This is a genomic window from Polyangiaceae bacterium, from assembly GCA_020633235.1.
In the GTDB taxonomy this organism is placed as follows: Bacteria; Myxococcota_A; Polyangia; order Polyangiales; family Polyangiaceae; genus JACKEA01.
Map to the genome: position 1 here is coordinate 1,430,210 of JACKEA010000001.1, position 18,692 is coordinate 1,448,901.

At 64.7% G+C, this 18,692-nt stretch carries 20 protein-coding genes; 12 read left to right on the top strand and 8 right to left on the bottom strand.

All coding sequences use genetic code 11. The features are described 5' to 3' along the window. Positions 1-149 precede the first annotated feature (149 nt). A complete protein-coding gene (locus H6717_06340) occupies positions 150-557 on the bottom strand; it encodes a sigma 54-interacting transcriptional regulator (GenBank protein MCB9576630.1) in 408 nt (135 codons plus the stop codon). A gap of 503 nt (positions 558-1,060) precedes the next feature. Here H6717_06340 and H6717_06345 point away from each other — a divergent pair. Next, positions 1,061-1,645: a hypothetical protein gene (locus H6717_06345; protein MCB9576631.1), complete on the top strand. Its 585-nt coding sequence runs from the start codon at positions 1,061-1,063 to the stop codon at positions 1,643-1,645. A 23-nt stretch (positions 1,646-1,668) separates the two neighbouring features. Here H6717_06345 and H6717_06350 read toward each other — a convergent pair whose 3' ends face one another. Continuing rightward, complete coding sequence (locus H6717_06350) at positions 1,669-2,307, bottom strand: c-type cytochrome (GenBank protein MCB9576632.1); 639 nt, start codon at positions 2,305-2,307, stop codon at positions 1,669-1,671. Between the two features lie 151 nt (positions 2,308-2,458). On the opposite strand from H6717_06350, the gene H6717_06355 reads away from it, so the two are divergent. Then, positions 2,459-3,580, top strand: coding sequence for an NnrS family protein (locus tag H6717_06355; protein MCB9576633.1), 1,122 nt, complete (start codon positions 2,459-2,461; stop codon positions 3,578-3,580). Positions 3,581-3,689: 109 nt separating this feature from the next. Here H6717_06355 and H6717_06360 read toward each other — a convergent pair whose 3' ends face one another. After that, on the bottom strand, positions 3,690-4,112 hold the full coding sequence (locus H6717_06360; protein MCB9576634.1) for a c-type cytochrome: 423 nt from the start codon (positions 4,110-4,112) through the stop codon (positions 3,690-3,692). Between the two features lie 154 nt (positions 4,113-4,266). Between H6717_06360 and H6717_06365 the strand changes: the two genes are divergently transcribed. Then, positions 4,267-4,983 (top strand): Crp/Fnr family transcriptional regulator, encoded by a 717-nt coding sequence (locus H6717_06365; protein MCB9576635.1) that lies wholly within the window; start codon positions 4,267-4,269, stop codon positions 4,981-4,983. A gap of 791 nt (positions 4,984-5,774) precedes the next feature. Here the strand turns inward: H6717_06365 and H6717_06370 are convergent. Genes H6717_06370 through H6717_06380 form a run of 3 tightly spaced genes read right to left on the bottom strand, consistent with a single transcriptional unit; the run spans position 5,775 to position 7,239 of the window. Continuing rightward, a complete protein-coding gene (locus H6717_06370; GenBank protein MCB9576636.1) occupies positions 5,775-6,236 on the bottom strand; it encodes a cytochrome c in 462 nt (153 codons plus the stop codon). After that, positions 6,233-6,646, bottom strand: coding sequence for a hypothetical protein (locus tag H6717_06375; GenBank protein ID MCB9576637.1), 414 nt, complete (start codon positions 6,644-6,646; stop codon positions 6,233-6,235). The genes H6717_06370 and H6717_06375 overlap by 4 nt, the downstream gene beginning before the upstream one ends. Next, complete coding sequence (locus tag H6717_06380; protein ID MCB9576638.1) at positions 6,643-7,239, bottom strand: TetR/AcrR family transcriptional regulator; 597 nt, start codon at positions 7,237-7,239, stop codon at positions 6,643-6,645. Before H6717_06380 ends, H6717_06375 begins: the two co-directional genes overlap by 4 nt. 136 nt (positions 7,240-7,375) lie before the next feature. On the opposite strand from H6717_06380, the gene H6717_06385 reads away from it, so the two are divergent. The 6 genes from H6717_06385 (at position 7,376) to H6717_06410 (ending at position 14,555) form a co-directional block, all read left to right on the top strand. Further along, a complete protein-coding gene (locus tag H6717_06385; protein MCB9576639.1) occupies positions 7,376-7,978 on the top strand; it encodes a TetR/AcrR family transcriptional regulator in 603 nt (200 codons plus the stop codon). Next, the gene (locus H6717_06390) at positions 7,975-9,141 is read left to right on the top strand and encodes an efflux RND transporter periplasmic adaptor subunit (protein MCB9576640.1); all 1,167 of its coding nucleotides are present in this window, start codon (positions 7,975-7,977) and stop codon (positions 9,139-9,141) included. The genes H6717_06385 and H6717_06390 overlap by 4 nt, the downstream gene beginning before the upstream one ends. Next, a complete protein-coding gene (locus H6717_06395; protein MCB9576641.1) occupies positions 9,138-10,331 on the top strand; it encodes an ABC transporter permease in 1,194 nt (397 codons plus the stop codon). Before H6717_06390 ends, H6717_06395 begins: the two co-directional genes overlap by 4 nt. A gap of 4 nt (positions 10,332-10,335) precedes the next feature. Then, positions 10,336-11,049, top strand: a complete 714-nt coding sequence (locus H6717_06400; GenBank protein ID MCB9576642.1) for an ABC transporter ATP-binding protein — start codon at positions 10,336-10,338, stop codon at positions 11,047-11,049. A gap of 16 nt (positions 11,050-11,065) precedes the next feature. Continuing rightward, positions 11,066-13,678, top strand: a complete 2,613-nt coding sequence (locus H6717_06405) for a hypothetical protein (protein ID MCB9576643.1) — start codon at positions 11,066-11,068, stop codon at positions 13,676-13,678. 469 nt (positions 13,679-14,147) lie between these two features. Next, positions 14,148-14,555, top strand: coding sequence for a cyclic nucleotide-binding domain-containing protein (locus H6717_06410; protein MCB9576644.1), 408 nt, complete (start codon positions 14,148-14,150; stop codon positions 14,553-14,555). Positions 14,556-14,581: 26 nt separating this feature from the next. Here H6717_06410 and H6717_06415 read toward each other — a convergent pair whose 3' ends face one another. Next, positions 14,582-15,280, bottom strand: a complete 699-nt coding sequence (locus H6717_06415) for a CDP-alcohol phosphatidyltransferase family protein (GenBank protein ID MCB9576645.1) — start codon at positions 15,278-15,280, stop codon at positions 14,582-14,584. A gap of 817 nt (positions 15,281-16,097) precedes the next feature. Between H6717_06415 and H6717_06420 the strand changes: the two genes are divergently transcribed. Then, positions 16,098-16,565 (top strand): hypothetical protein, encoded by a 468-nt coding sequence (locus tag H6717_06420; protein MCB9576646.1) that lies wholly within the window; start codon positions 16,098-16,100, stop codon positions 16,563-16,565. 302 nt (positions 16,566-16,867) lie between these two features. On the opposite strand, the gene H6717_06425 is transcribed toward H6717_06420, so the two are convergent. Further along, the gene (locus H6717_06425; protein ID MCB9576647.1) at positions 16,868-17,572 is read right to left on the bottom strand and encodes a hypothetical protein; all 705 of its coding nucleotides are present in this window, start codon (positions 17,570-17,572) and stop codon (positions 16,868-16,870) included. Positions 17,573-17,694: 122 nt separating this feature from the next. Here H6717_06425 and H6717_06430 point away from each other — a divergent pair, with 122 nt between their 5' ends. Both H6717_06430 and H6717_06435 read left to right on the top strand, forming a co-directional pair. Further along, positions 17,695-18,072 (top strand): helix-turn-helix domain-containing protein, encoded by a 378-nt coding sequence (locus tag H6717_06430; protein ID MCB9576648.1) that lies wholly within the window; start codon positions 17,695-17,697, stop codon positions 18,070-18,072. 157 nt (positions 18,073-18,229) lie between these two features. Then, the gene (locus H6717_06435; protein MCB9576649.1) at positions 18,230-18,670 is read left to right on the top strand and encodes an STAS-like domain-containing protein; all 441 of its coding nucleotides are present in this window, start codon (positions 18,230-18,232) and stop codon (positions 18,668-18,670) included. Positions 18,671-18,692: the final 22 nt, after the last annotated feature.

An 18,692-nucleotide genomic window follows, 5' to 3' on the forward strand; every position in this document is an offset into this window, starting at 1 on the left:
AGCGCTTTCTGCTTCTGCGCGCGCTGTCGCGCTTGCGGTAGATCGTCCGCGCCGGGACCCCCAGTGCCCGCGCCAGGCTCGCGCGGTCATTCACGCGAGCCTCGGCCCACCGCAGGTAATCTGCCTCGACTTGCTCGAGTGGGAGCAGTTCAGAGACCGCGAAGCAGGTTTCGGGGGGTTGCTCGGGGTGAGAGCGCGGCAACTCGACGCCCGCAAGCTTCGGCGGCAGGTGCTCGATGCGCAACTCCTCGTCGTCCAGTAGCAGTGCCATGCGATCGACGACATCGGTTGCCGATCTCAACGACAAATAGCGTGCCGCCTACCGTCGCGTCTACGAGGTCTCGGTTCGCGCTGTTCGCGCCAGTGAAGGCGCAGTATTCGTAGCCGAAGAGTTCAGACTCGAAGAGTGTTTCGGGCAGGTGCTGCACTCTACGGGCATGAACGGGCGCTGCTTGCGCCCGCTCATCTGGCGGAGCGGACGTGCAAGCTAGCTCCTGTCCGCTTCCGGATTCGCCGAAGAGCAACACTGGTACCACGCTCGGAGCGGCTCGTTGCAAGAGACCGAGCGCTCGGAGAAAGCTGGCGGAGCGCCCGACGAGTTGTCCCTCGTGGCATCGCGGATCTCGCGGATGCGCTCTAGAAAGAGACCCGGCCTCGGGTCATCTCGGACTGGCTCGAGCTCGTATCGAGGCCCCACAGCGCGCCGTGCCGTAAGTGGAAGACGCGCTGCCGCCGGTCGGTTTCCACCGTCGGGCGGAGCGGGCGGTGATCCATCGCGATCAGGATCGCCGGCTCGGGGTTTCGTCGAGCATCGCCAATGGGCGGGAGCTTCCCACAAACCTGGAGGAGCATGGGTTTTCACTGCCACATGTGGCAGTCGCGGCATATGAGTACTGTCAAATGTGACACATCTCCACCCTGCAGGCGATGCGCAGATCCCGCCGCCTTGGCTGGCACGATTCTGGCAACAGAACGTGGCAATGGCGAATGAGAGACCGTATTGGTTGATCACCACGCGGTCTGACGGCCGGAAGGAGCCAGCGTGATCACCCCGCCGGAGGTGAGCATCTCCGAGATAGCGCTCAGTGCGTTTCGCGACGCGGCACGTGAGGCCGGCGACGGGGAGGTCTTGCGGCTGACGATCGATGCCAAGTTCCACAATGACCTGTACTTCGCCGCAATCGAGCCGAACGACGTTGTCATCGTCGTCAGCGGGCTCGAGCTTGCCATGGACGCACGCACCGCGCGACGGGCGAACGGCCTGAAGATCGATTTCGTCGACGGCGCAGCCGGTCCAGGGTTCAAGCTGGACAACCCCAATCAAGATCGCCCAATTAGAGGTATTCATCCAGCCGACGTGGCGCGAGCGCGCAATGAGCACAAAAAGCTTCAGCTCATTGACGTGCGGCCCGCGGTGGAGCAGGCCAAGGCCCGAGTCGAGGGCGCTCGGCAGCTTGACCCAGCGTATCAGGCGGAGCTCGACGCGCTTCCGAAGGACGCGAAGCTCGTCTTCTTGGCTCACCACAGCAGCGGTGCAAAGGCTGCAGCACGGCTGTTCTACGACCGGGGCTTCCACAACGTCTGGTACGTGGTGGGCGGCATCGACGCGTGGGCGACGATGGACCAGAATGTCCGGCGTTACTGAGTTCGCGGCTGGCAACCCGTGCGTCACCGCAGCGAGGCGATGTAGGCCACGACGTCGTTCATGGCTCGATCATCTGGCAGGCCGAGCGCCATGGGACGCATGATCGCACCCGAAGTGTCTTTTGCGTGTGTCCCCCTCATGCCCCGCCTGAACTTCTCAAGTTGTGCGAGTAGATACCAATCGTCGGTCCGGTCAAGGGGCGGCGCGCCGCTTCCGCGATTTCCGCTGGCGAGGGATCCGTGACAGCCTGCACAACGCCCCCACAAGCTTCGTCCGCGCGCTGGATCGCCCTCGACTACTGCCCGTGCTGGCGCCGGCGGCAGCTGTGCCACGTGGTTGGCGACGGCGGTGATATCGCGCTGGGAGTGCACGCTCCGTGCAACCGATTGCATGCGTGCGCCCTCCAGGTCACCGGGATGCGAGCCGCGTATCCCACTCTTGAACTTGACGAGTTGTACACCGACGTACCAAGCATCGACGCCCGCGATCGCCGGAGCGCCGAGTTCCTTGTTTCCCGAGCCTTCGGGGCCATGGCACGGCACACAGAGCTTGTACACCTCTCGTCCTCGCTCGGACTCGTCGACAGAATGTGCTCGTCCGCATGAAGCCGCCGGAAGAACCAGTACGAGCGCAAACACGGTCAGGTAACTCAACTTCAACACGGACCGCAACATCTTCAGGATTCGTGCCACCCGAGTGGCTCAGCTGCTTCCTTGTCGCCCTCTCGCTCGGATGGTCGCTAGCTCGGGGTAGCCGGGATCCACGGTCGGTGCGGTAGTAGTGGCAGCCCGAAGGCACCGCCCGCAACGGGCAATGTTCCTTGCGGCCGCGGTCTTTGGAGCAGCGGCCGTCCCAGCGTGGCTGTATCTTCGGCAGTGCGGCTACACAGCCGCAAGCGCGGATTGGCATGGGCACGAGCTTCTCTTCGGCTACGTGCTCGCCGTAGTGGGTGGATTTCTGACCGGTCCAGTGTCGCGTCGCGCTGCTGTCGGACTTGGGGTGGCATGGCTCGTAGCCCGCGTTTCGGCCCTGGTCGAGCCATTCGGTACCGTTCACGCGACGGCGACCGCGACCTTTGCCGTTGGACTCGCTGGCCTGTCCGCACCCAAGCTGCTTCGCGGACCTTCCCAGCCACGCAATCGGGTACTCGGGCTCGTGGTAGTTGCAATCTTGGCAATGGCGGTTTTGACGCCGTTTGCACAGGCTCACCGCACGAGACTGCTGCTTGTCGTGATTGACCTGTATGCCATCCTGATCACATTCATGGGCGGGCGGCTGATCGCTGCGGCGGCTGCGGGCGCATACTACCGGAGCGGGCGTCAGCTCGACGCACGCGTCCAGCCGCGCCTCGAGGCGACGGTGTTCATGGTTCTTCTCCTCCTCGCTGTGAGCGATCTGGTTCGGGCCCCCGCGCTCGTTACCAGCGCGATCGCGATTGTCGCTGCGGGTCTCTCCCTGGCGCGCTGGTTGCGATGGCGTCTTTGGACTTGCTTGGGGTCGTGGAGCCTCAGCGCACTCGGCGCGGGCTATCTGTGGCTGGCCGTCGGACTCGGACTTCGAGCCTTACGGCAGCATCCGTTGTGGGTCTTACCCACTGACGCGCTGCACGGCTTGACCATCGGTGCGATCGGAGCACTCACCCTGCTTGTGATGGGACGCACCCAGGCAATGACGACCGGCGTACGCCCCGAGCGCTCGCATCGATTGCTGCTCATCGCGATCTTCGTTAACGCCGCGACGGGGCTACGATTGATGGCGGGGCTCACGCGCTGTCTGCCTCGCACGTACCTTCTGCAAGCCGCTGTTGTGGCCTGGTCCAGCGCTTGCTTGGTCTTGGTGTGGTTTCTGCTCAGCTTGCCGGAGGCCTCACGAGGGCAGAAACACAACGGTGACGCCGGCTCCCACGACGGCCATGACATACCGAACCCGACGTAGCCGGAATTGGGAAGCAGACCAAGCTCTTTGGGACCGCGCCGTGAGATGATCGGTGGGGGAAGTTCAGGAAGCGGCGGTCGACGGAAAAATCGCTTCCCGATGGATCCCATCACTTGCCCTTGAAGCCGCGGACGATCTTGACCAACTCGTCCACGACCTCGGGCTTGCTCTTCAACTGCGGATTCGGGGGCATTGCCGCGCTCTTGCCCACTGCAGCACCGCCCTCGAGGATGGCCTTGCGCAACTCGTCGTCCTTCACCTCGTCCTGCCACTTTGCGTCCGTGTAGTCGCGGGGCTTCGGATTCAGCGCGGCGGCTCCGGGACCATCGCCCTTGCCGTCTTTGCCGTGGCAGACGACACAGGTGGTGTCGAAATACCTCTTGGCTTCGGCAGCCGGATCGTCGGCTGCGGCCTGAGCGGAAGTCGCGGCGGCGGAGCCGGTTTCGGTTTTCTTCTCGGACTTGGAGCATCCGATCGCGAGCGCCGAGCACAGCATGGCTCCGGCTACGACCGCGGCATTGACCTTGTGCATGAATCCTCCGGGCATGTGCAATAGATAAATAACTTCGCTTCGGGTCGTCAGTGACGACCCGCGGGCAGGTTGCATTTGGCATGCCATTGCCAAGAACGACGAAAAGAATTCACCAAATCAGGGTGGAGAGTACTAATTGTTTGAACGAACAGCGATGGGCACGCTCCAAATTCTCGCGAAGGCACCCTCCCTCTCCGGTCTCGAGCCCCAGATCCTCACGCGCATGGCCTCCCTGGCCACCACGCGCACGCTGTCTCGAGGCGAGTTCCTGTGGCAGGCGGGAGATCCGGCCCGCACCATGACGATCCTGCGAGCGGGCCTGGTCAAGGTGGTGCGTCCCACGCCCAAGGGTCGCTCGGCCATCTGCGGCATCTTCGGCCCGCCGGAAAGCGTCGGCGACCTCGCGCTGCTCAAAGACGTGCCCTACCCGGCAGGCGCCGTGGTCGCCACGGAGACCGCCACCATCGTGCAGATCCCCCGCCCGATGGTGATGGAGGCGATGCGACAAAGCCCGGCACTGGCAGCGTCCATCGCTTCGGGAATGTGGAACAAGTTGGTTGCCTTGCACAACAAGATCGACGTCCTGAGCGCGGGCTCAGTCGAAGCACGGTTGGCCACTTTGTTGCTCAAGCTGTACGATCAGTTCGGCGACGAATACTATAGCGAAACGTCCAAGATCCCCGTGACGCTGTCCCGCCGAGACCTCGCGGAGCTGGTTAGCACCTCGTTCGAAACCGCGATCCGGGTGATGAGCCGTTGGGCCACTGAAGGCGTTCTCGAAACCAACACCGACGGCTTCACGATTCACAGATTGGACACACTGCGCGAGATCGCCGGCATTTTCGATGCCGGCGAGCCGTCCGCCGAGTAAGGCGCGGCCCGCGGGCAACTCCAGCTTCAACACGGCGCGGCCGCTGGCTGAGTTTGTAGCGCGCGGCCGCCCGCCAGGATCAGCCGAGCCACGCGCGATCAAAACGTGGCGCTTGTTGAGGGTCGTTCCCGGCCTTGCCGGGAAGAGAGAAGCGGCCTCGGCTAGAGCTGTGCGCAGCTACCAGGATCGCGCTCGCCAATAGAGGAAGACCCGGCACCTGGTTTTCGAGTCCGACCCCGGGTCTTCACGGGCGCGGAATTGGGGTTCCGCTTGCGTCAGCAGCGTCTGCCAGTGTCAGGGAACCCGTACCCAATTCCTGGGGATGACGATCCTCGACGGACGGGTTCTCGATTGCGGCCAGAGTGGTCGGCGCTTCGTGGTGTGCAGCGACTGCGGCCGCAGGCGGCAGAAATATCGCTGGGTGAGCTGCGCTGAGATTCGCACTTCGAGCCGCGCGGCGGCGAGCACGCGTTTCGCGCGTGCGGAAAAGCTCGGCGAACGACCTGCAGCGCGTCGAAGTAGCGCTGACCGCGCTGATTGCAGCTCGGTTAGGGCACCACGTCCTGTCCGTGGGCGGACTCCTCACACCGGCGGACGAGGTGCCGAGATTCCACGACTGCGGATCGCCCGACGCCGGCTGGCACATCGAGCCGGCCGCGGCTCAGGTCGCGAAGAACAGGCCAAGTGTCCCCAATATCTTTAGTTCGTCGGCGGCGAGCAGCTACTGCATTGAGTTGTTCTCCGCATCGACCAAGCTCCACGTCGAGTGCGCCTGGACGCGAGCGTAGGCATCAGAAACGATATTTCGAATGACAGTCCGTGCAGCCCTCGAGCACGCGGCCGAGCTCGAGGGTGGCTCGAGGTAGATCCTTGGCCTGCGCGGCGCGCATCAGCCGCACCAGCCGCTCGTGGAACGCCTCGTCCTGCTTCTCGAACTGCTGCAGATCGCCCGGGTTTTTGGGCGGCCGATAGCTTCCGGTCTTCAGCGCCGTCTCAGTAAGGGTGCGCGCACCGTGCACTTTCTTGATGCCCCCGGCAATGGCGGCCAGGTCGTTGTTTGCAATGGCCGTGACCCAATCGCGAGTGGCCTCATGCAACACGCGCATTTCATTCTGCACTGGGTTCACACCGGCTGGCAGCTTGGAGGACAAGGCGGCGCCGTGGTCGTGGGTGTCGGATGGTTCCTGGTCGTGCTTGCAGTTGGCGAACAACGCGGTGGCGAGCACTGCGAATGTCAGCGACCATGTCTTCATGATGCCTCCGCGGGGCGCACACGTCGCTCGTCGCTGGCGCGAAAGCCGGCAACGGCGACGGCAGTCCAGAAGAGCATGCGGACCGACATCGCCGCTATGGTGCGACCCTCGAAGGCGCCGCCGCGGAGGACCCAGATCCCGAAGCACGCAAAGGCTACGGCTGTGGCCAGGGCCAAACCACCCGAGAGCCATGCGGCAATACGACGACCCTGGGCGAGGAACACGGCTGTCACTACGTAGGCAAACCCCGCGAGGAAATTGAACCAGACGATGGCTTCCACATAGTTCCCCACTTTTTGCTGGTCCGTCGCGGAGCCAAAGAGCACGCGCCCGCCCGCGACGACGGTTAATACTCCGAAAACGCCAGCCGCCGCAGAGACGATGGTCAACCAGCCAGGACGATGCTTCATGTCGTGCTCTCCCGTGGGCGAGGTGACAAAACGAGCTGGACGGAGTGCCACGCTACGTCGGCTCCCACATTCGAGTAGCGCGTCAATATCGCTCCGCGCAGCACGCCGGTAACCATCCACAACAGGACCTCCACGGGCACGTCGCGGGTGACGAGTCCCTGCTGCTGCGCTCTCAACAGGCAGTCCCGCACGAAGCTAAGCGATCGCTCCACGATCGTCCGCACGCTCTCAGCTTCCGCATCCCCCGCTGCCTCCGCTAGTCGGTCGTTGAAGATCAGACGCAACACCAGGGGCTGTTGGCGACCGAGGGCCAAGCGGCGAAGGAAGAACTCGCGCAAATCGACCATCGGATGGTCGGTCTGTGTTGGGAACGTCGAAAGAAGGCGTTGCTCAAAGCGAGCGATCGCGGCTGCGACGATTTGCTGCATCGATTCGAAGTGGCGGAACAGGGTGGCGTCGGCCACGCCCACTCGCTTCGCAACCTCGGCGGCGGTCAACCCTCGAACACCTCGTGTTGCAATGACGTCCAGGGCGGCATCGGCAATCTGCGTGCGTCGCGCAGCTGCCGGCAGGCGCTTTCGAGCCAGTTGCATAGTAGCGAGCAATCACTAGCACAGACCGAGGCCGGCGTCACGGGGCATTGAGAATGAGCGCAAGATTGGGCGCCACTTGACGAGTGCAGCCCCGAAGCTAATATGTGAGTAAGTACTCACTAACAGAGGAGAATGCATGACGGTCAGAAAGCCAACCGAGGAACGGCGTCGCGAGATCGCTGCAGCGGCCATCAAGATCATCGGGGAGCGGGGCTTGCGCGAGTTCACTGCGGCCCAGTTGGCTGAAGAAGTCGGCATCAAGGATGCGACGATCTTTCGACATTTCAAGGACATGAACGAGGTCAAGGAGGCGGCCCTCGATCGGCTGCAGGGGCTGGTCGACGCAGCCCCGGATCCCATGGCTGCGAACCCGCTCACTCGCCTGGAGCATTTCGTCAGGCTTCGGCTACACGCGGTCTCTGTCCAACCTGGGATCCAGTCCCTGATCTTCTCGGACCAGCTATCCCACGCCCTGGGCGACGAAGGTCCACGGCGGATCGCGGAGCTGAGGAATCGAGGTCGAGATTTCGTCCGGTCGTGCCTGCAGGACGCGGCTCAGCAGGGCCTGATCCGCGAGGACACCGACATCGAGAGCGCAGTTCTCCTGATTACCGGAATGGCGATGGGGTTCTTGTTCGCAGCCAAGGACGGGGCGGTCACCGCACCCGTGACCGAGGTGGAAGAGCGGTGCTGGCAAACCGTCCGGGTGATGCTCGAGCCGAGAGAGGTCAAGCCATGAAGGCGCTGAAGCTGCTCCTCATCGTCACCGGCGTCGGCTTGTTCCTCGCCGCTTTCTACTGGCTGTTGACCAATCGCGGTCCGCTCGCACCAGTGGGCGTACGGGCTGGCAGCGTCATTCGCGCGGACATCAGTCCGAGCGTGTTCGGTATCGGCACCGTAGACGCTCGCCTGGCCTACGCCGTTGGCCCGGTCGCTCCAGGACGAGTCCTCAGGGTGCTGGTGGACCAGGGCGCGGTGGTCAAAGCTGGGCAACTGCTGGCGGAAATGGATCCGGTCGACATGGACCTTCGCGTGCAAGCCGCCAAGAGCGCGGGGGCGCGCTCACGCCAATCCGTCCGCGTGGCGGAAGCTCAAGTCGAGGAAGCAAGGAGCCGCGCCAAGCTCGCCAAAACCAATCAGAACCGTGACCGGGCCCTGTATCAGAAGGGCGTCATCAGCGAGCAGGCTCTCGACAGCAGCAACAACGAGGCGGAGCGGGCTGAGTCGGCGCTGGCAGCGGCGCGGGCCAATGTCGCGCTGGCGAAGCAGGAGGTTGGGCGCACTCGAGCGGAGTCTCGAGGTATCTCCAGCGTGCGCGACAGCTTGAGGATCGTCAGCCCCGTGGACGGCGTGATCGTCTCACGGGAGGTCGAACCGGGAGCGACGGTGGTCGCCGGTCAGGCCGTGTTGCGCCTCGTCGACCCCAAGAGCCTTTGGGTCCGGGCGCGCATCGACCAGTCGCGCGCCCGAGGAGTGCACGTGGGTCAAGAAGCCAGCATCGTGCTGCGCTCTGCGCCCGACGCACCTAGGTCGGGGCGGGTGACCCGCATCGAAATGCAGAGTGATCCGGTCACCGAGGAGCGGATCGTGAACGTGAGCTTCGAGCCACAGCCTGCACAGCTATACATTGGTGAGCTGGCGGAGGTGACCATCAGCCTACCGCGCCAGATCGGCGTGCTCGCCATGCCCAGTGCCGCCGTCTCCCGCAAAGGCAACGAGAAAGGGGTGTGGCAGATGCTGAATGGTCGAGCGCACTTCACGCCGGTCAAGATTGGCAGTCAAGGCCAGGCGGATCTGGTCCAGATATTCTCGGGTGTGAGTGAGGGGGACAGCGTCATCGTCTACAGCTCCGCGCAACTCGAAGAAGGAGTCCGCGTTCGGCAGGAGAGGGTCGAGCCATGATCAATCTCGCTCGTCGGGACGTAGCCAACCATCTCGGTCGCTACCTACTCACTGGTTTCGGGCTGGGGTTGCTCATTGGCGTCACGTTAACCATGGCCGGCGTGTATCGGGGCATGGTCGACGACGCCAAGGTGCTCTTGCGCGCTGGTGGCGCCGACATCTGGGTCGTGCAACAGCACACCTTGGGACCGTTCGCAGAACCGTCCAGCCTCCCCGACGACGCTTATCGGGGCATCGCAGGCCTGCCGGGCGTGGCGGAGACCGGCAACGTTGCCTACCTCACGATGCAGGTTCGCCGCGCCGGCAAAGACGTGCGAGTAATGGTGGCGGGCTACGAGCCCGGGCGGCTTGGCGGCCCGCCCTTTCTCGTCGCCGGGCGACCCATCGCCAGCGCCCACTACGAAGCCGTGGCCGACGTGAAGACGGGTTTCCAGATTGGAGACCGCATCGGTATTCGACGCAACGGTTACACGGTGGTCGGGCTCACCCGTCGCGCGGTGTCATCGAACGGCGATCCGATGGTCTTCATCCCGATCAAGGACGCCCAGCAAGCGCAGTTCCTGAAGGACAACGAGTCCATCGTCAATGACCGGAACCGGCTTGCAGTGGACCCCGCGGTGAATCGGCCCGGTCAGCCGGGCGTGCTGAAAGCGGTCGAGGCGATCCAGACCTCCTCCCATCGAGTCAACACCGTGTTGGTGCGTGTGGAGACGGGGGACGATCCACGTCAGGTGGCCGACGACATCAAGCGCTGGAAGCACCTGACCGCGTACACCAATGGCGAAATGGAAGACATTTTGGTGGCGAAGTTGATCGCGACCGCCGCTCGGCAAATCGCGCTGTTCTTAGTGATTCTGGCGATCGTGAGCGCGGCCATCGTGGCCTTCATCATTTACACGATGACCCTCGGCAAGATCAAAGAGATAGCCGTGCTGAAATTGATCGGTACTCGCGACCGCACGATCGCCTCGATGATCATGCAAGAGGCGCTGGGACTCGGATTCATCGGCTTCTTCGTTGGCAAGTTCGCCGCCACGCTGTGGGCGCCGGTGTTTCCCAAGTACGTTCTGCTACAAACCAACGACGCGGTGGGTGCCTTCGGGCTCACGCTCGTGATTTGCGGGCTGGCTTCGGTGCTGGCGATCCGCGCGGCGTTGCACATCGACCCTGCGGAAGCGATCGGCGGATGAAACCATGACCCACACCGAGCCAGCCATCTTGATCGAGAACCTCACCAAGCGCTACGGCAGCGGTTCCACAGCCGTGGACGCCCTCAAGGGCGTCGACATGCGCATCGAACCCGGCGAGGTGGTGGGACTGATTGGACCCTCCGGCTCCGGCAAGAGCACGTTGTTGAAGTGCTTGGGTGCGGTGATCGAACCAACGTCCGGGCGCTTCACCTTGGCCGGCGACGTGATCTACGAGGACGGCTGGAAGCGCAGCGACTTGCGCGCGTTGCGCCGTGATCGCATCGGGTTCGTGTTCCAGGCGCCTTATCTGATCCCGTTTCTCGATGCCACCGACAACGTGGCGCTGCTGCCAATGTTGGCTGGTGTCAAGAACTCCGTGGCCCGCGCCACAGCGCTGGAGATGCTGACGGCGCTGGACGTACATCACCGCGCGCAAGCGCGTGTTGCCGAACTCTCGGGCGGTGAGCAGCAACGCGTGTCCATCGCACGAGCGTTGGCCAACAGGCCGCCCATCATCCTCGCCGACGAGCCAACCGCTCCGCTCGATGGCGAGCGCGCCCTGGCCGTCGTGCGGATCCTCAATCGCCTTGCCCAGGAGTTCCGGACAGCCATCATCGTCGTCACGCACGACGAGAAGATCATTCCGACGTTCAAGCGCATCTACAACATCCGCGACGGGCGAACCTACGAAGAAGTCGGGGAGGGGCGGGCGATATGAGTCCTAGGGCTCCGACGTGCGACACCGCGGCATCATAGACGTTCGCGCGGGAGAGGGACGCTCCGCCGCGGTCGCGTTCCTCTCGCTCTTCATCTTCATGACCGGCCACGGCGTGTTGGAGACGGCGCGGGACGCGCTGTTCCTGTCGCGTCTGCCGGCGACGCGGCTGCCGTGGGTCTACTTCACCATGGCCGTGGCTGGGCTAGGGGCGGTTTGGCTCGTGCGCCGATCGTCGCGCCGATCCGGCGCCCAGTTGGTCACTAGCCTCGCCATCGCCGCCACTGGCAGTGCGCTCTTGGCGCTGGCCGCTCGCGGGGCAAGCGCCCTCGTCCCGTACGTCGTGTACGTCTGGGTCGGTGTCGTGGCGACCGTCGTTAGCGTTCTATTCTGGCAGTGGCTCGGCGACCGCTTCACTGTCGAACAAGCCAAGCGTCTGTTCGCTCCCATCGGTGCGGGAGGCATGCTGGGCGTGGCGCTCGGATCGCTGTTGGCCGCTTGGTTGGCGACGCGGCTGTCCTCACCGGGGTTGATCGCGGTCGGAGCCGCGTTCCTGATGGGCGCCGCGATCCCAGCCCTCGCCATGCGGAAGAACGACCAGGGCGGCGAACGGACGAGGACTGCTCTCGTCGCGCCATACCGCATCATGGCCAATGAGCCTCACGCGCGACGCCTGCTGTACCTCTCGCTGGCCGCCAGCGTTACCCTGACGCTCGCCGACTACCTGTTCAAGAGCATGGTGGCCACGTTCGTGGGGCGCGAGCAACTGGCAACCTTCTTCGGAGGGTTCTACGGCACCGTGAACTTCTTTGGGCTGGTGCTGCAGGTCGGCGCAACCGCTTGGATCCTCCGCCGCGTGGGTCCGGTTCGGGGCCTCGCCATCCTTCCGACCGTCGCCGCCATCGCCGCCACGGTGTTCGTCGGGGTGCCCGCGCTGGCAGCAATACTCGTCATCAAAGCGGCAGACGAAGCGCTCCGTCATTCCGTCCAGCGGAGCGCGTTCGAGGTGTTGTTCTTGCCGCTGCCCGGGGGCACGCGTCGCTCGATCAAAGGTGTCGTTGAGGTCGTCGGACAGCGCGGTGGACAGGCATTGGCGTCGGCGGCAATTCTGGTCCTGGTAGCGGCGGGGGTGAGCTCTCGCGGATTGGCGATCGGGGTAGCACTGCTGGCGTGCCTCTGGTTGGCTGGTCTGTGGGGCGCCACTCGCATCTACTTGGACCTGTTCCGGCGTCGGCTGCGGGCGGGCGCAAGGTACCTAGCGACCACGCTTCCAGAGCTCAACCTCGGCGCTCTCGAGGTGTTGCTCGCGGCATTGAACAGCATCGAGGAAACGGAAGTCCTCGCGGCGCTTGCCATTCTACGGGAGCAAGGCAGGGGTGATCTGATCCCACCGCTCTTGATGCACCACCCCGCACGCGCGGTAGCCCTGAGTGCGCTCGACTCTTTGGCTCACTCGGGCAGGCGCGACATCGAATACATGATGGAACTTCTCCTTGAGAGCGAGGATCCGGCCCGCAGGGTTGCGGCACTGCTTGGGCTCGAGCAACTTGCCCCCGAGCGGCGCTCGGTGCAGGCCCACCTGGAGGACAAGGACCCCCGCGTGCGCGCCGCAGCACTCGTGGCGCTCGCTCGCCAACCCGAGCACGAACCGCGTGTCGTGCGCCGTGCAGTCGCGATCGCGGCTGGCCCCGACCAGGAGATGAGGTTGGCGTTAGCCCACGCGATCGCGCAGAAGCCGGACGCGCGATGGGTCGAGGTTCTCGTCTCCCTCGCCAAGCGTGCCGACGATAGCGTGCTCGTGGAGGTGGCGAGAGCGGCGCGGTCGCTCCCGAGCAGAGCGCTCATCCCAACGTTGATTGCCATGCTCTCGAACCGCCCTGCGCGCGACGTGGCACGCGAAGCACTGACAGCCAACGGTGACGCCGCGGTCGAGCGACTGAGCCAAGCGCTGTCCGATCCGCGTGTTGCGCTCGCCGTGAAGCGGCATATCCCGCGCACCCTTGCCCGCTTCAGCTCCAAAGAGGCAGTGCGCATCCTGACCGAACGCTTGGCCGAGGAGCAAGACGGCATGGTGCGCTACAAGATCCTTCGCGCTCTTGGGGCGATGCGCGGCAGGAACTCGAGCCTTCAACTGGATAAAGAGCAATTCGAAAATCTCGCACGGGCTACCCTCGCGCGTGCGGCGGAACTGATGCGGCAACGGGTCGCTCTTGAACGTAATGACCTGGAGGGGGCTCCCAGCGGCGAAGCGCTGATCGCACTTCTGCGCGAGAAACAGCAGCAAGCGATGGAGCGCTTGTTCCGATTGCTGGGGCTAATGGAGTCCTCTCAAGATCTCCACTTACTCTACGAAGGCTTGCGTCGGTCCAGCCCGAAGTCACGAGCTGCTAGCCGCGAAATTCTGGCGCACACGATTGACCGCGGGCTACGCGACACGCTGCTCGTGTTGGTGGATGATCTGGAGGACGAAGAGAAGCTGTCCCGATTGCAGGTTGGCGCCGAGGTTCCATCCTTGGCCGGTGCGCTGGAGCAACTACGAGCAGATCGAAGCGAGGCCGTGCGGCTCTTCGCTGATCGTCGCCTGAGCGAGCTGGAAGCGGCTGGACAGGAGTCACCCGTTGCCATCGCCTGATGAACAGGGTGTGATCACCCGGCGGCTGCTGGTGCTTCAGCAAATCGCCTTCTTCTCAGAGCTCGCGCCGTCGGTGCTGGTTTCCCTAGCCGAGCGTGCGAGGGAGGTATCCGTGAGCCGTGGCCAGATCGCTCCGCCACCTTCACCAGGAGCGATCCGCTTCTTTCCGGACGGCACGTTGCGGCGGGGCGCGGCGGGCGCGCGCGGATTCGCCGTTCTTGCGCCAGACCTCGTGCCCTGGCTTGCGAGCGCAAGATTCGACGGCGTCGTGCGTGCGCGGTCGGATGGGTTGGCTCTCGAGGTTCCCGCTGCCGACCTGTCGGCGGCGCTCGAAGACGAGTTCTCACTGTACCTCGCCGTCGCCAGCGCGACGGCTCGTGAGATCATTGAAACCCGAACTCGAGCAACGCCCGCTTCGGCGCCGGAGGCTTTCAGCAGGGCTTTTGAACGCGACTCGCGACCCCTCACGATGATCGACCGGGTGCTGTTTCTGCGCGACACGCTACCGTTCGCGCGTGCTCACATCGGTGCCCTGGTACAACTCGCGCGGGACGCGACGGAGCTGCGCTGTGGCGAGGGTTTCGAGCTGTGGCAAGAGGGCAGTCCTGCCGACAACGCCTTGTTCGTGCTGCGCGGCGGCGTTCGCGCCAAGATCGGAGGTCGCGATGCATTCACGCTCGGGCCCGGCACTGCGCTGGGCGGACTCGACGTTCTTGGGCACCACCCGCGGTGGTTTACGGCGACGGCGGCGGGACCACTGCTCGCCTTGGTCCTTCCGGTGGAGCGATTCATCGACGTTCTCGAGGACCGCCACGAGCTGGCTCGCGACGTCCTGCGGGCGCTTGCTCGAATGTTGCTCTCGACCTGGTCGGAGTAGTTGCCAGAGCTCGCGCGCCTGGATCGTCACTCGGCCCGGCGTTCGCAGGCGTGGCGTGCTAGGCGCAACGTGACGACCGCCGCCCACAGGCTCGCTGCGCCGATGCCCGCAACCACAGCCAAGGTGACTGGCGCCAAAATCGGCAGCCACGTGAACTCGACGTTCCCCAGCAGCAAAGCTACGACGAGCAGGACTACGCGCTCAGGACGGCGCATGAAGAGCGGGGGAAGCGATATGTCCAGGGCCTCGGCGCGCGCTCGGACGTAGCTCACGGAGAAGACACCGATCATGGCTGCAGCGGGTACGGCTGCAGCAGGTCCAGTTCCGGTGTACACCACGACCAGTCCGAGTAAGGGGAGTCCGTCGGCGATGCGGTCTACGGTCGAGTCCAGTAGCGCTCCGAAGGGGCCCGCCGTTGCACCCGCCCGCGCAACTATGCCGTCGAGCAAGTCGCACGCGCCGCTCGCGATCAGGAGCACAGCTGACACCTGGAACCAACCCTGTGTCACCGCCACGGCCGCAGCGGCGGCGAACACCAGCGACGTGAGGGTCAGCAGATGGGCGGAGACCCCTGCCTTGGCCAGGCGCGCGCCGAGGTGCACGGCGCTGATGTACACGCCACGGACGACGGGGCAATGCCGCCACGGCGTCCCCGCGAGGCGCGTGGCGCCTATGGCGGAGGCCGACCATGTCGACGCGGTTGCTTGCGATGCGGCGGATGCCATCGTGACCTCCATCAACTGGCTCGCGGGCAAAGCGCTGCGTGCCTGTTGAGTGAATACTTACTAACGTATCACGGTTGGTCAAGCCAGAATCGCGCTGATCTCCAGGCGGCGCACACCGGTGCTGCAGCGGGCCGCACGACCCCGACTGCGTGTTTCGGGCCGCGCTGGGCATCAGTGACGGACGGCTAGTGCTGGACGTGAGCATCCGGTTGGCTGCAAAGTGGCGGGCGCACGCACGCACACAACCGCTGGCACAAGTCGCAGCACGTCAGCAAGAACGACGACGGTTTGGCGACCTTGGAACTGATGATTCGAGCGAGCTCGAGATGCTCGTGCTCTGTTTCGGAAGTGGACGCTGCCCGCCCACTGGCGGCCTGTCCGGCGTGAAATCATCGCCACAGAATCCCAGAGGGCTCCTGGGCACGCCAGCGGGCGCGGCCTGCGATTCGCACCGACGGCTCATGTTTGCCGCCTTGGTCGCCGGCCGGTGATCCGTCAGAGCAGGGCGCGGCTTGGGCATTCGTGTCGCCGGTCTGGCCTCTCGGGTTGCCCCTGGTGCTTGCTTGCAGCAGCAGGGCCAACCACGACGTGACCCTGCTGCGCGGGCAGTGGCGGCACGGTAGGCGACGCCAGCGGCGCGGTGGAAAGCGCGCCCGCCATTCCCGTGCGGTGCGACAGCTCATAGGAGTACGCTCACGTTGGGCGGCGACGGGGCGGGCGCTCCCTGATAGTCTCGTGCCGCATGGCTATCAGACGCAAGACTGTGGCGGAGAGGATCGTTGCTGCGCGCACGGCGGCGGCTGCTCCTGGCGTCCCAGTGTCGTACATCTCGAACGCGGATGCAGGGTCGTTGGCGACGCCAACGCCCTTCGATGGCGAGTGGGCACACTCCACGAACGTGTACGACGAGATCGTCGCCAACGGCTGGAAGCCAGGCCTGGCGAAAAACACCATCTACGGCGCGGCGATCTACCTCTCGCGCAGCAAGTGGGAGCAGAGTCATGCCGCCGTCTTCAAGTGTGTCTTGAATCTCGATGCCGGTGAGGTCATGAGTGAGTTCGCCTCCGAAAGCGGCACGGGCGACACTCAAGATCACGTGCTGTGGCATATCCGAGAGCACGGGGGCATCATCGTCGGTCGTAACGCAAGCGTCGGTTCGTCCACACAGAACCAGCGCATCACGTCCTACTTCAGCAGCCGGGGCATCCGGGCGATTCACTTTCGGGAGCACGGCACGCCCGTGGTGGCGGTCTACGATCCGTCATGCCTTCTCGTTCTCAAGTGAGTGTGTGACCGTGTGACACTCTGCGGCGGCAAGGGCGACGTTTGGCGGCGCTCGCCGCCCCGTTCTGCCGCTTGCGCATGCTTGACTCCACATCCGCCGGCCGCGGGTTGCGGTTCGCGGTTCCGTGCCGTCTAACCCTCCATTCCCGGAAGCGACTCCAAGGGAGGTCACACGGACGTCATCCCCGCGACGACTTTCGATGATGTGGATGCTGGAGCCCAGGGCGCGCCGCTCCCTCCACGTCGCCGTCGCGAGCTACGCCCCCCGACGCGAATGCGGTTTCAACGCCCCGGCAATTGCGCCTACCGCGGCCCGCAGTCCGTGCAGTCGGTCCCCAGCGCGCACAGCGAATACGACGCGCCCGGCCCGCCGTCGTCGCAGGTGCCGTCCGAAGAGTACGTGCACGTGTCGGTGCAGGAGCTCGGAATGACGGAGATGGACAGCGGGATCCCGAAGGAAGCGTCCACGCAGGAGTCCACGGCCGAGCAGCCCTTCGACGTGCAAGCCTGGGCCGCCAGCAGCGTGGCGTCCGAGAAGAATTTCACTGTGCCCAGACAGGTGGCCTTGTCGAACTGCTTGGAGCAGTTGAGCGTGCTCTGTTCGTAGCTATCGCAGAACGCGAGCCCGGCGGAGCTTGGGGCCAGGGCGGCAGTTGCCTGCTTCGAGCAGTCGTCGACCGCCGAACCTGCGAGCACGGTCACGCAGTCCTTTCCCAGGAAGCAGCTGGTCAGAAACTGGAGGTACTCCGGTCGGTACTTCGGCCCCAGAGCGGCGTTCTGGTTGTTGCACTGCGCCGCGCACGTCTGGGTGTCTCTCGAGTTGTCGCACTCGTGGACCCGTGCGCACGTGCTCGAGCAGTACTCCCCGATCGTGCCGCTGGCTCCGCCGCCGCCGGTGCCGCCCCCACCTCCGTCCGTCCCCCCGCTCCCCGCCACGCCGCCGCCACCTCCGCCACCAGAGCACCCGAGCAAGGCCACGCTCAGTGCCACGATCCAGCGCTCGAACATCTCTCTTCCTCCTTCGTACCGGGACCCCTTCTCGACTACCACAGATCGTGGTAGTAACCAGCGCCAATATAGGAACTATTGGTGGCTGTCCGCGGCAGCTCGCCACCGGCATGAGTGCGCCAATGGCGCGAGACCGCGGCACGCTGGTGCGACGAGTGGGCAGCCGGATCCGAGAGCTGCGCGAAGCACGCAACCTCACCCAGGAAGAGCTCGGCGTGCGGGCCGGCTACACCGCCAAGTACGTGTCCGAGATTGAGCGCGGACTGCGTGATCCTCCGCTAAGCACGCTCGATCGCTTGGCCAGCAACGGACTGGCCTGCCAGGTGCAGGATCTCCTCGGCCCAGGCGTTCGGGCCAATCCTGCGCGCGCTAGGCCTCCGGTCGCGTGGCCTCGTGCTGTCCGCAAAATCGCCGACGAGCTCGCGGCGCTGCCACCGAGCACCCGGACTCGCGTCGTCGCTGTCATCCGAGCGGTGATGGCGCTGGCGCGGGGCATGTAGCCGAGACCCATCAATTGCGAGCTTGGTGTGCGCTTGAAGGGGTTGGGGTAGGGGGTCTGTTGGCTTGGCGCGAGCACGTACGGTGCGACCGAAGTCGGCGCGAGCGAAAAGGCTGGCGACGCTGGGCGCTCGGCTGCCGCCTCTACGAACCGCACACATGACCGTTTGTGTGGACGCATTCATCAGGAACCGGGACGGACACATCGTGCTGCCCGAACGGCCAGGGGGCGGCAGCCAGTTGTGGCGTTCGCGGCGTTTCACATCCACGCGACGCATGAGGTGCAGCTGCCCGCGCGCCGCTGGTCTTCCCTCACGTTTATCGCGGGGTGACGGCGCGCACGAACGCCATGCGATCGAGAAGGACTGGAACGATCCGGAGGTCCTCATTCTGGACTTCGCCGGTGTTCGAATTGCATCGGTCTCGTTCTTCGACGAAGCCTTGGGGCTGACGGCGCCGAAGCACGATCTAGGAATCCTGATGCTCCATGTGAAGGTCGAGAACGTCGACCCCGCTGACCGCACGTTGTTGAACCGGATTGTCCTGGCGAGAGCAAGAGAGCGAGGCTTCGGCGGCGAGGAAGACGCGGACGTTCGTTGACCCCGTTGGCCTGGGGACCTGC

What these genes read in the sequence shown, in the direction of transcription:
- H6717_06355 (MCB9576633.1), top strand. Translation starts at nt 2,459, where the DNA reads ATGTTCCTTGCGGCCGCGGTCTTTGGAGCAGCGGCCGTCCCAGCGTGG.
- H6717_06360 (MCB9576634.1), bottom strand. Translation starts at nt 4,112, where the DNA reads ATGCACAAGGTCAATGCCGCGGTCGTAGCCGGAGCCATGCTGTGCTCG.
- H6717_06365 (MCB9576635.1), top strand. Translation starts at nt 4,267, where the DNA reads ATGGGCACGCTCCAAATTCTCGCGAAGGCACCCTCCCTCTCCGGTCTC.
- H6717_06370 (MCB9576636.1), bottom strand. Translation starts at nt 6,236, where the DNA reads ATGAAGACATGGTCGCTGACATTCGCAGTGCTCGCCACCGCGTTGTTC.
- H6717_06375 (MCB9576637.1), bottom strand. Translation starts at nt 6,646, where the DNA reads ATGAAGCATCGTCCTGGCTGGTTGACCATCGTCTCTGCGGCGGCTGGC.
- H6717_06380 (MCB9576638.1), bottom strand. Translation starts at nt 7,239, where the DNA reads ATGCAACTGGCTCGAAAGCGCCTGCCGGCAGCTGCGCGACGCACGCAG.
- H6717_06385 (MCB9576639.1), top strand. Translation starts at nt 7,376, where the DNA reads ATGACGGTCAGAAAGCCAACCGAGGAACGGCGTCGCGAGATCGCTGCA.
- H6717_06390 (MCB9576640.1), top strand. Translation starts at nt 7,975, where the DNA reads ATGAAGGCGCTGAAGCTGCTCCTCATCGTCACCGGCGTCGGCTTGTTC.
- H6717_06395 (MCB9576641.1), top strand. Translation starts at nt 9,138, where the DNA reads ATGATCAATCTCGCTCGTCGGGACGTAGCCAACCATCTCGGTCGCTAC.
- H6717_06400 (MCB9576642.1), top strand. Translation starts at nt 10,336, where the DNA reads ATGACCCACACCGAGCCAGCCATCTTGATCGAGAACCTCACCAAGCGC.
- H6717_06410 (MCB9576644.1), top strand. Translation starts at nt 14,148, where the DNA reads ATGATCGACCGGGTGCTGTTTCTGCGCGACACGCTACCGTTCGCGCGT.
- H6717_06415 (MCB9576645.1), bottom strand. Translation starts at nt 15,280, where the DNA reads ATGGCATCCGCCGCATCGCAAGCAACCGCGTCGACATGGTCGGCCTCC.
- H6717_06425 (MCB9576647.1), bottom strand. Translation starts at nt 17,572, where the DNA reads ATGTTCGAGCGCTGGATCGTGGCACTGAGCGTGGCCTTGCTCGGGTGC.
- H6717_06430 (MCB9576648.1), top strand. Translation starts at nt 17,695, where the DNA reads ATGGCGCGAGACCGCGGCACGCTGGTGCGACGAGTGGGCAGCCGGATC.
- H6717_06435 (MCB9576649.1), top strand. Translation starts at nt 18,230, where the DNA reads ATGACCGTTTGTGTGGACGCATTCATCAGGAACCGGGACGGACACATC.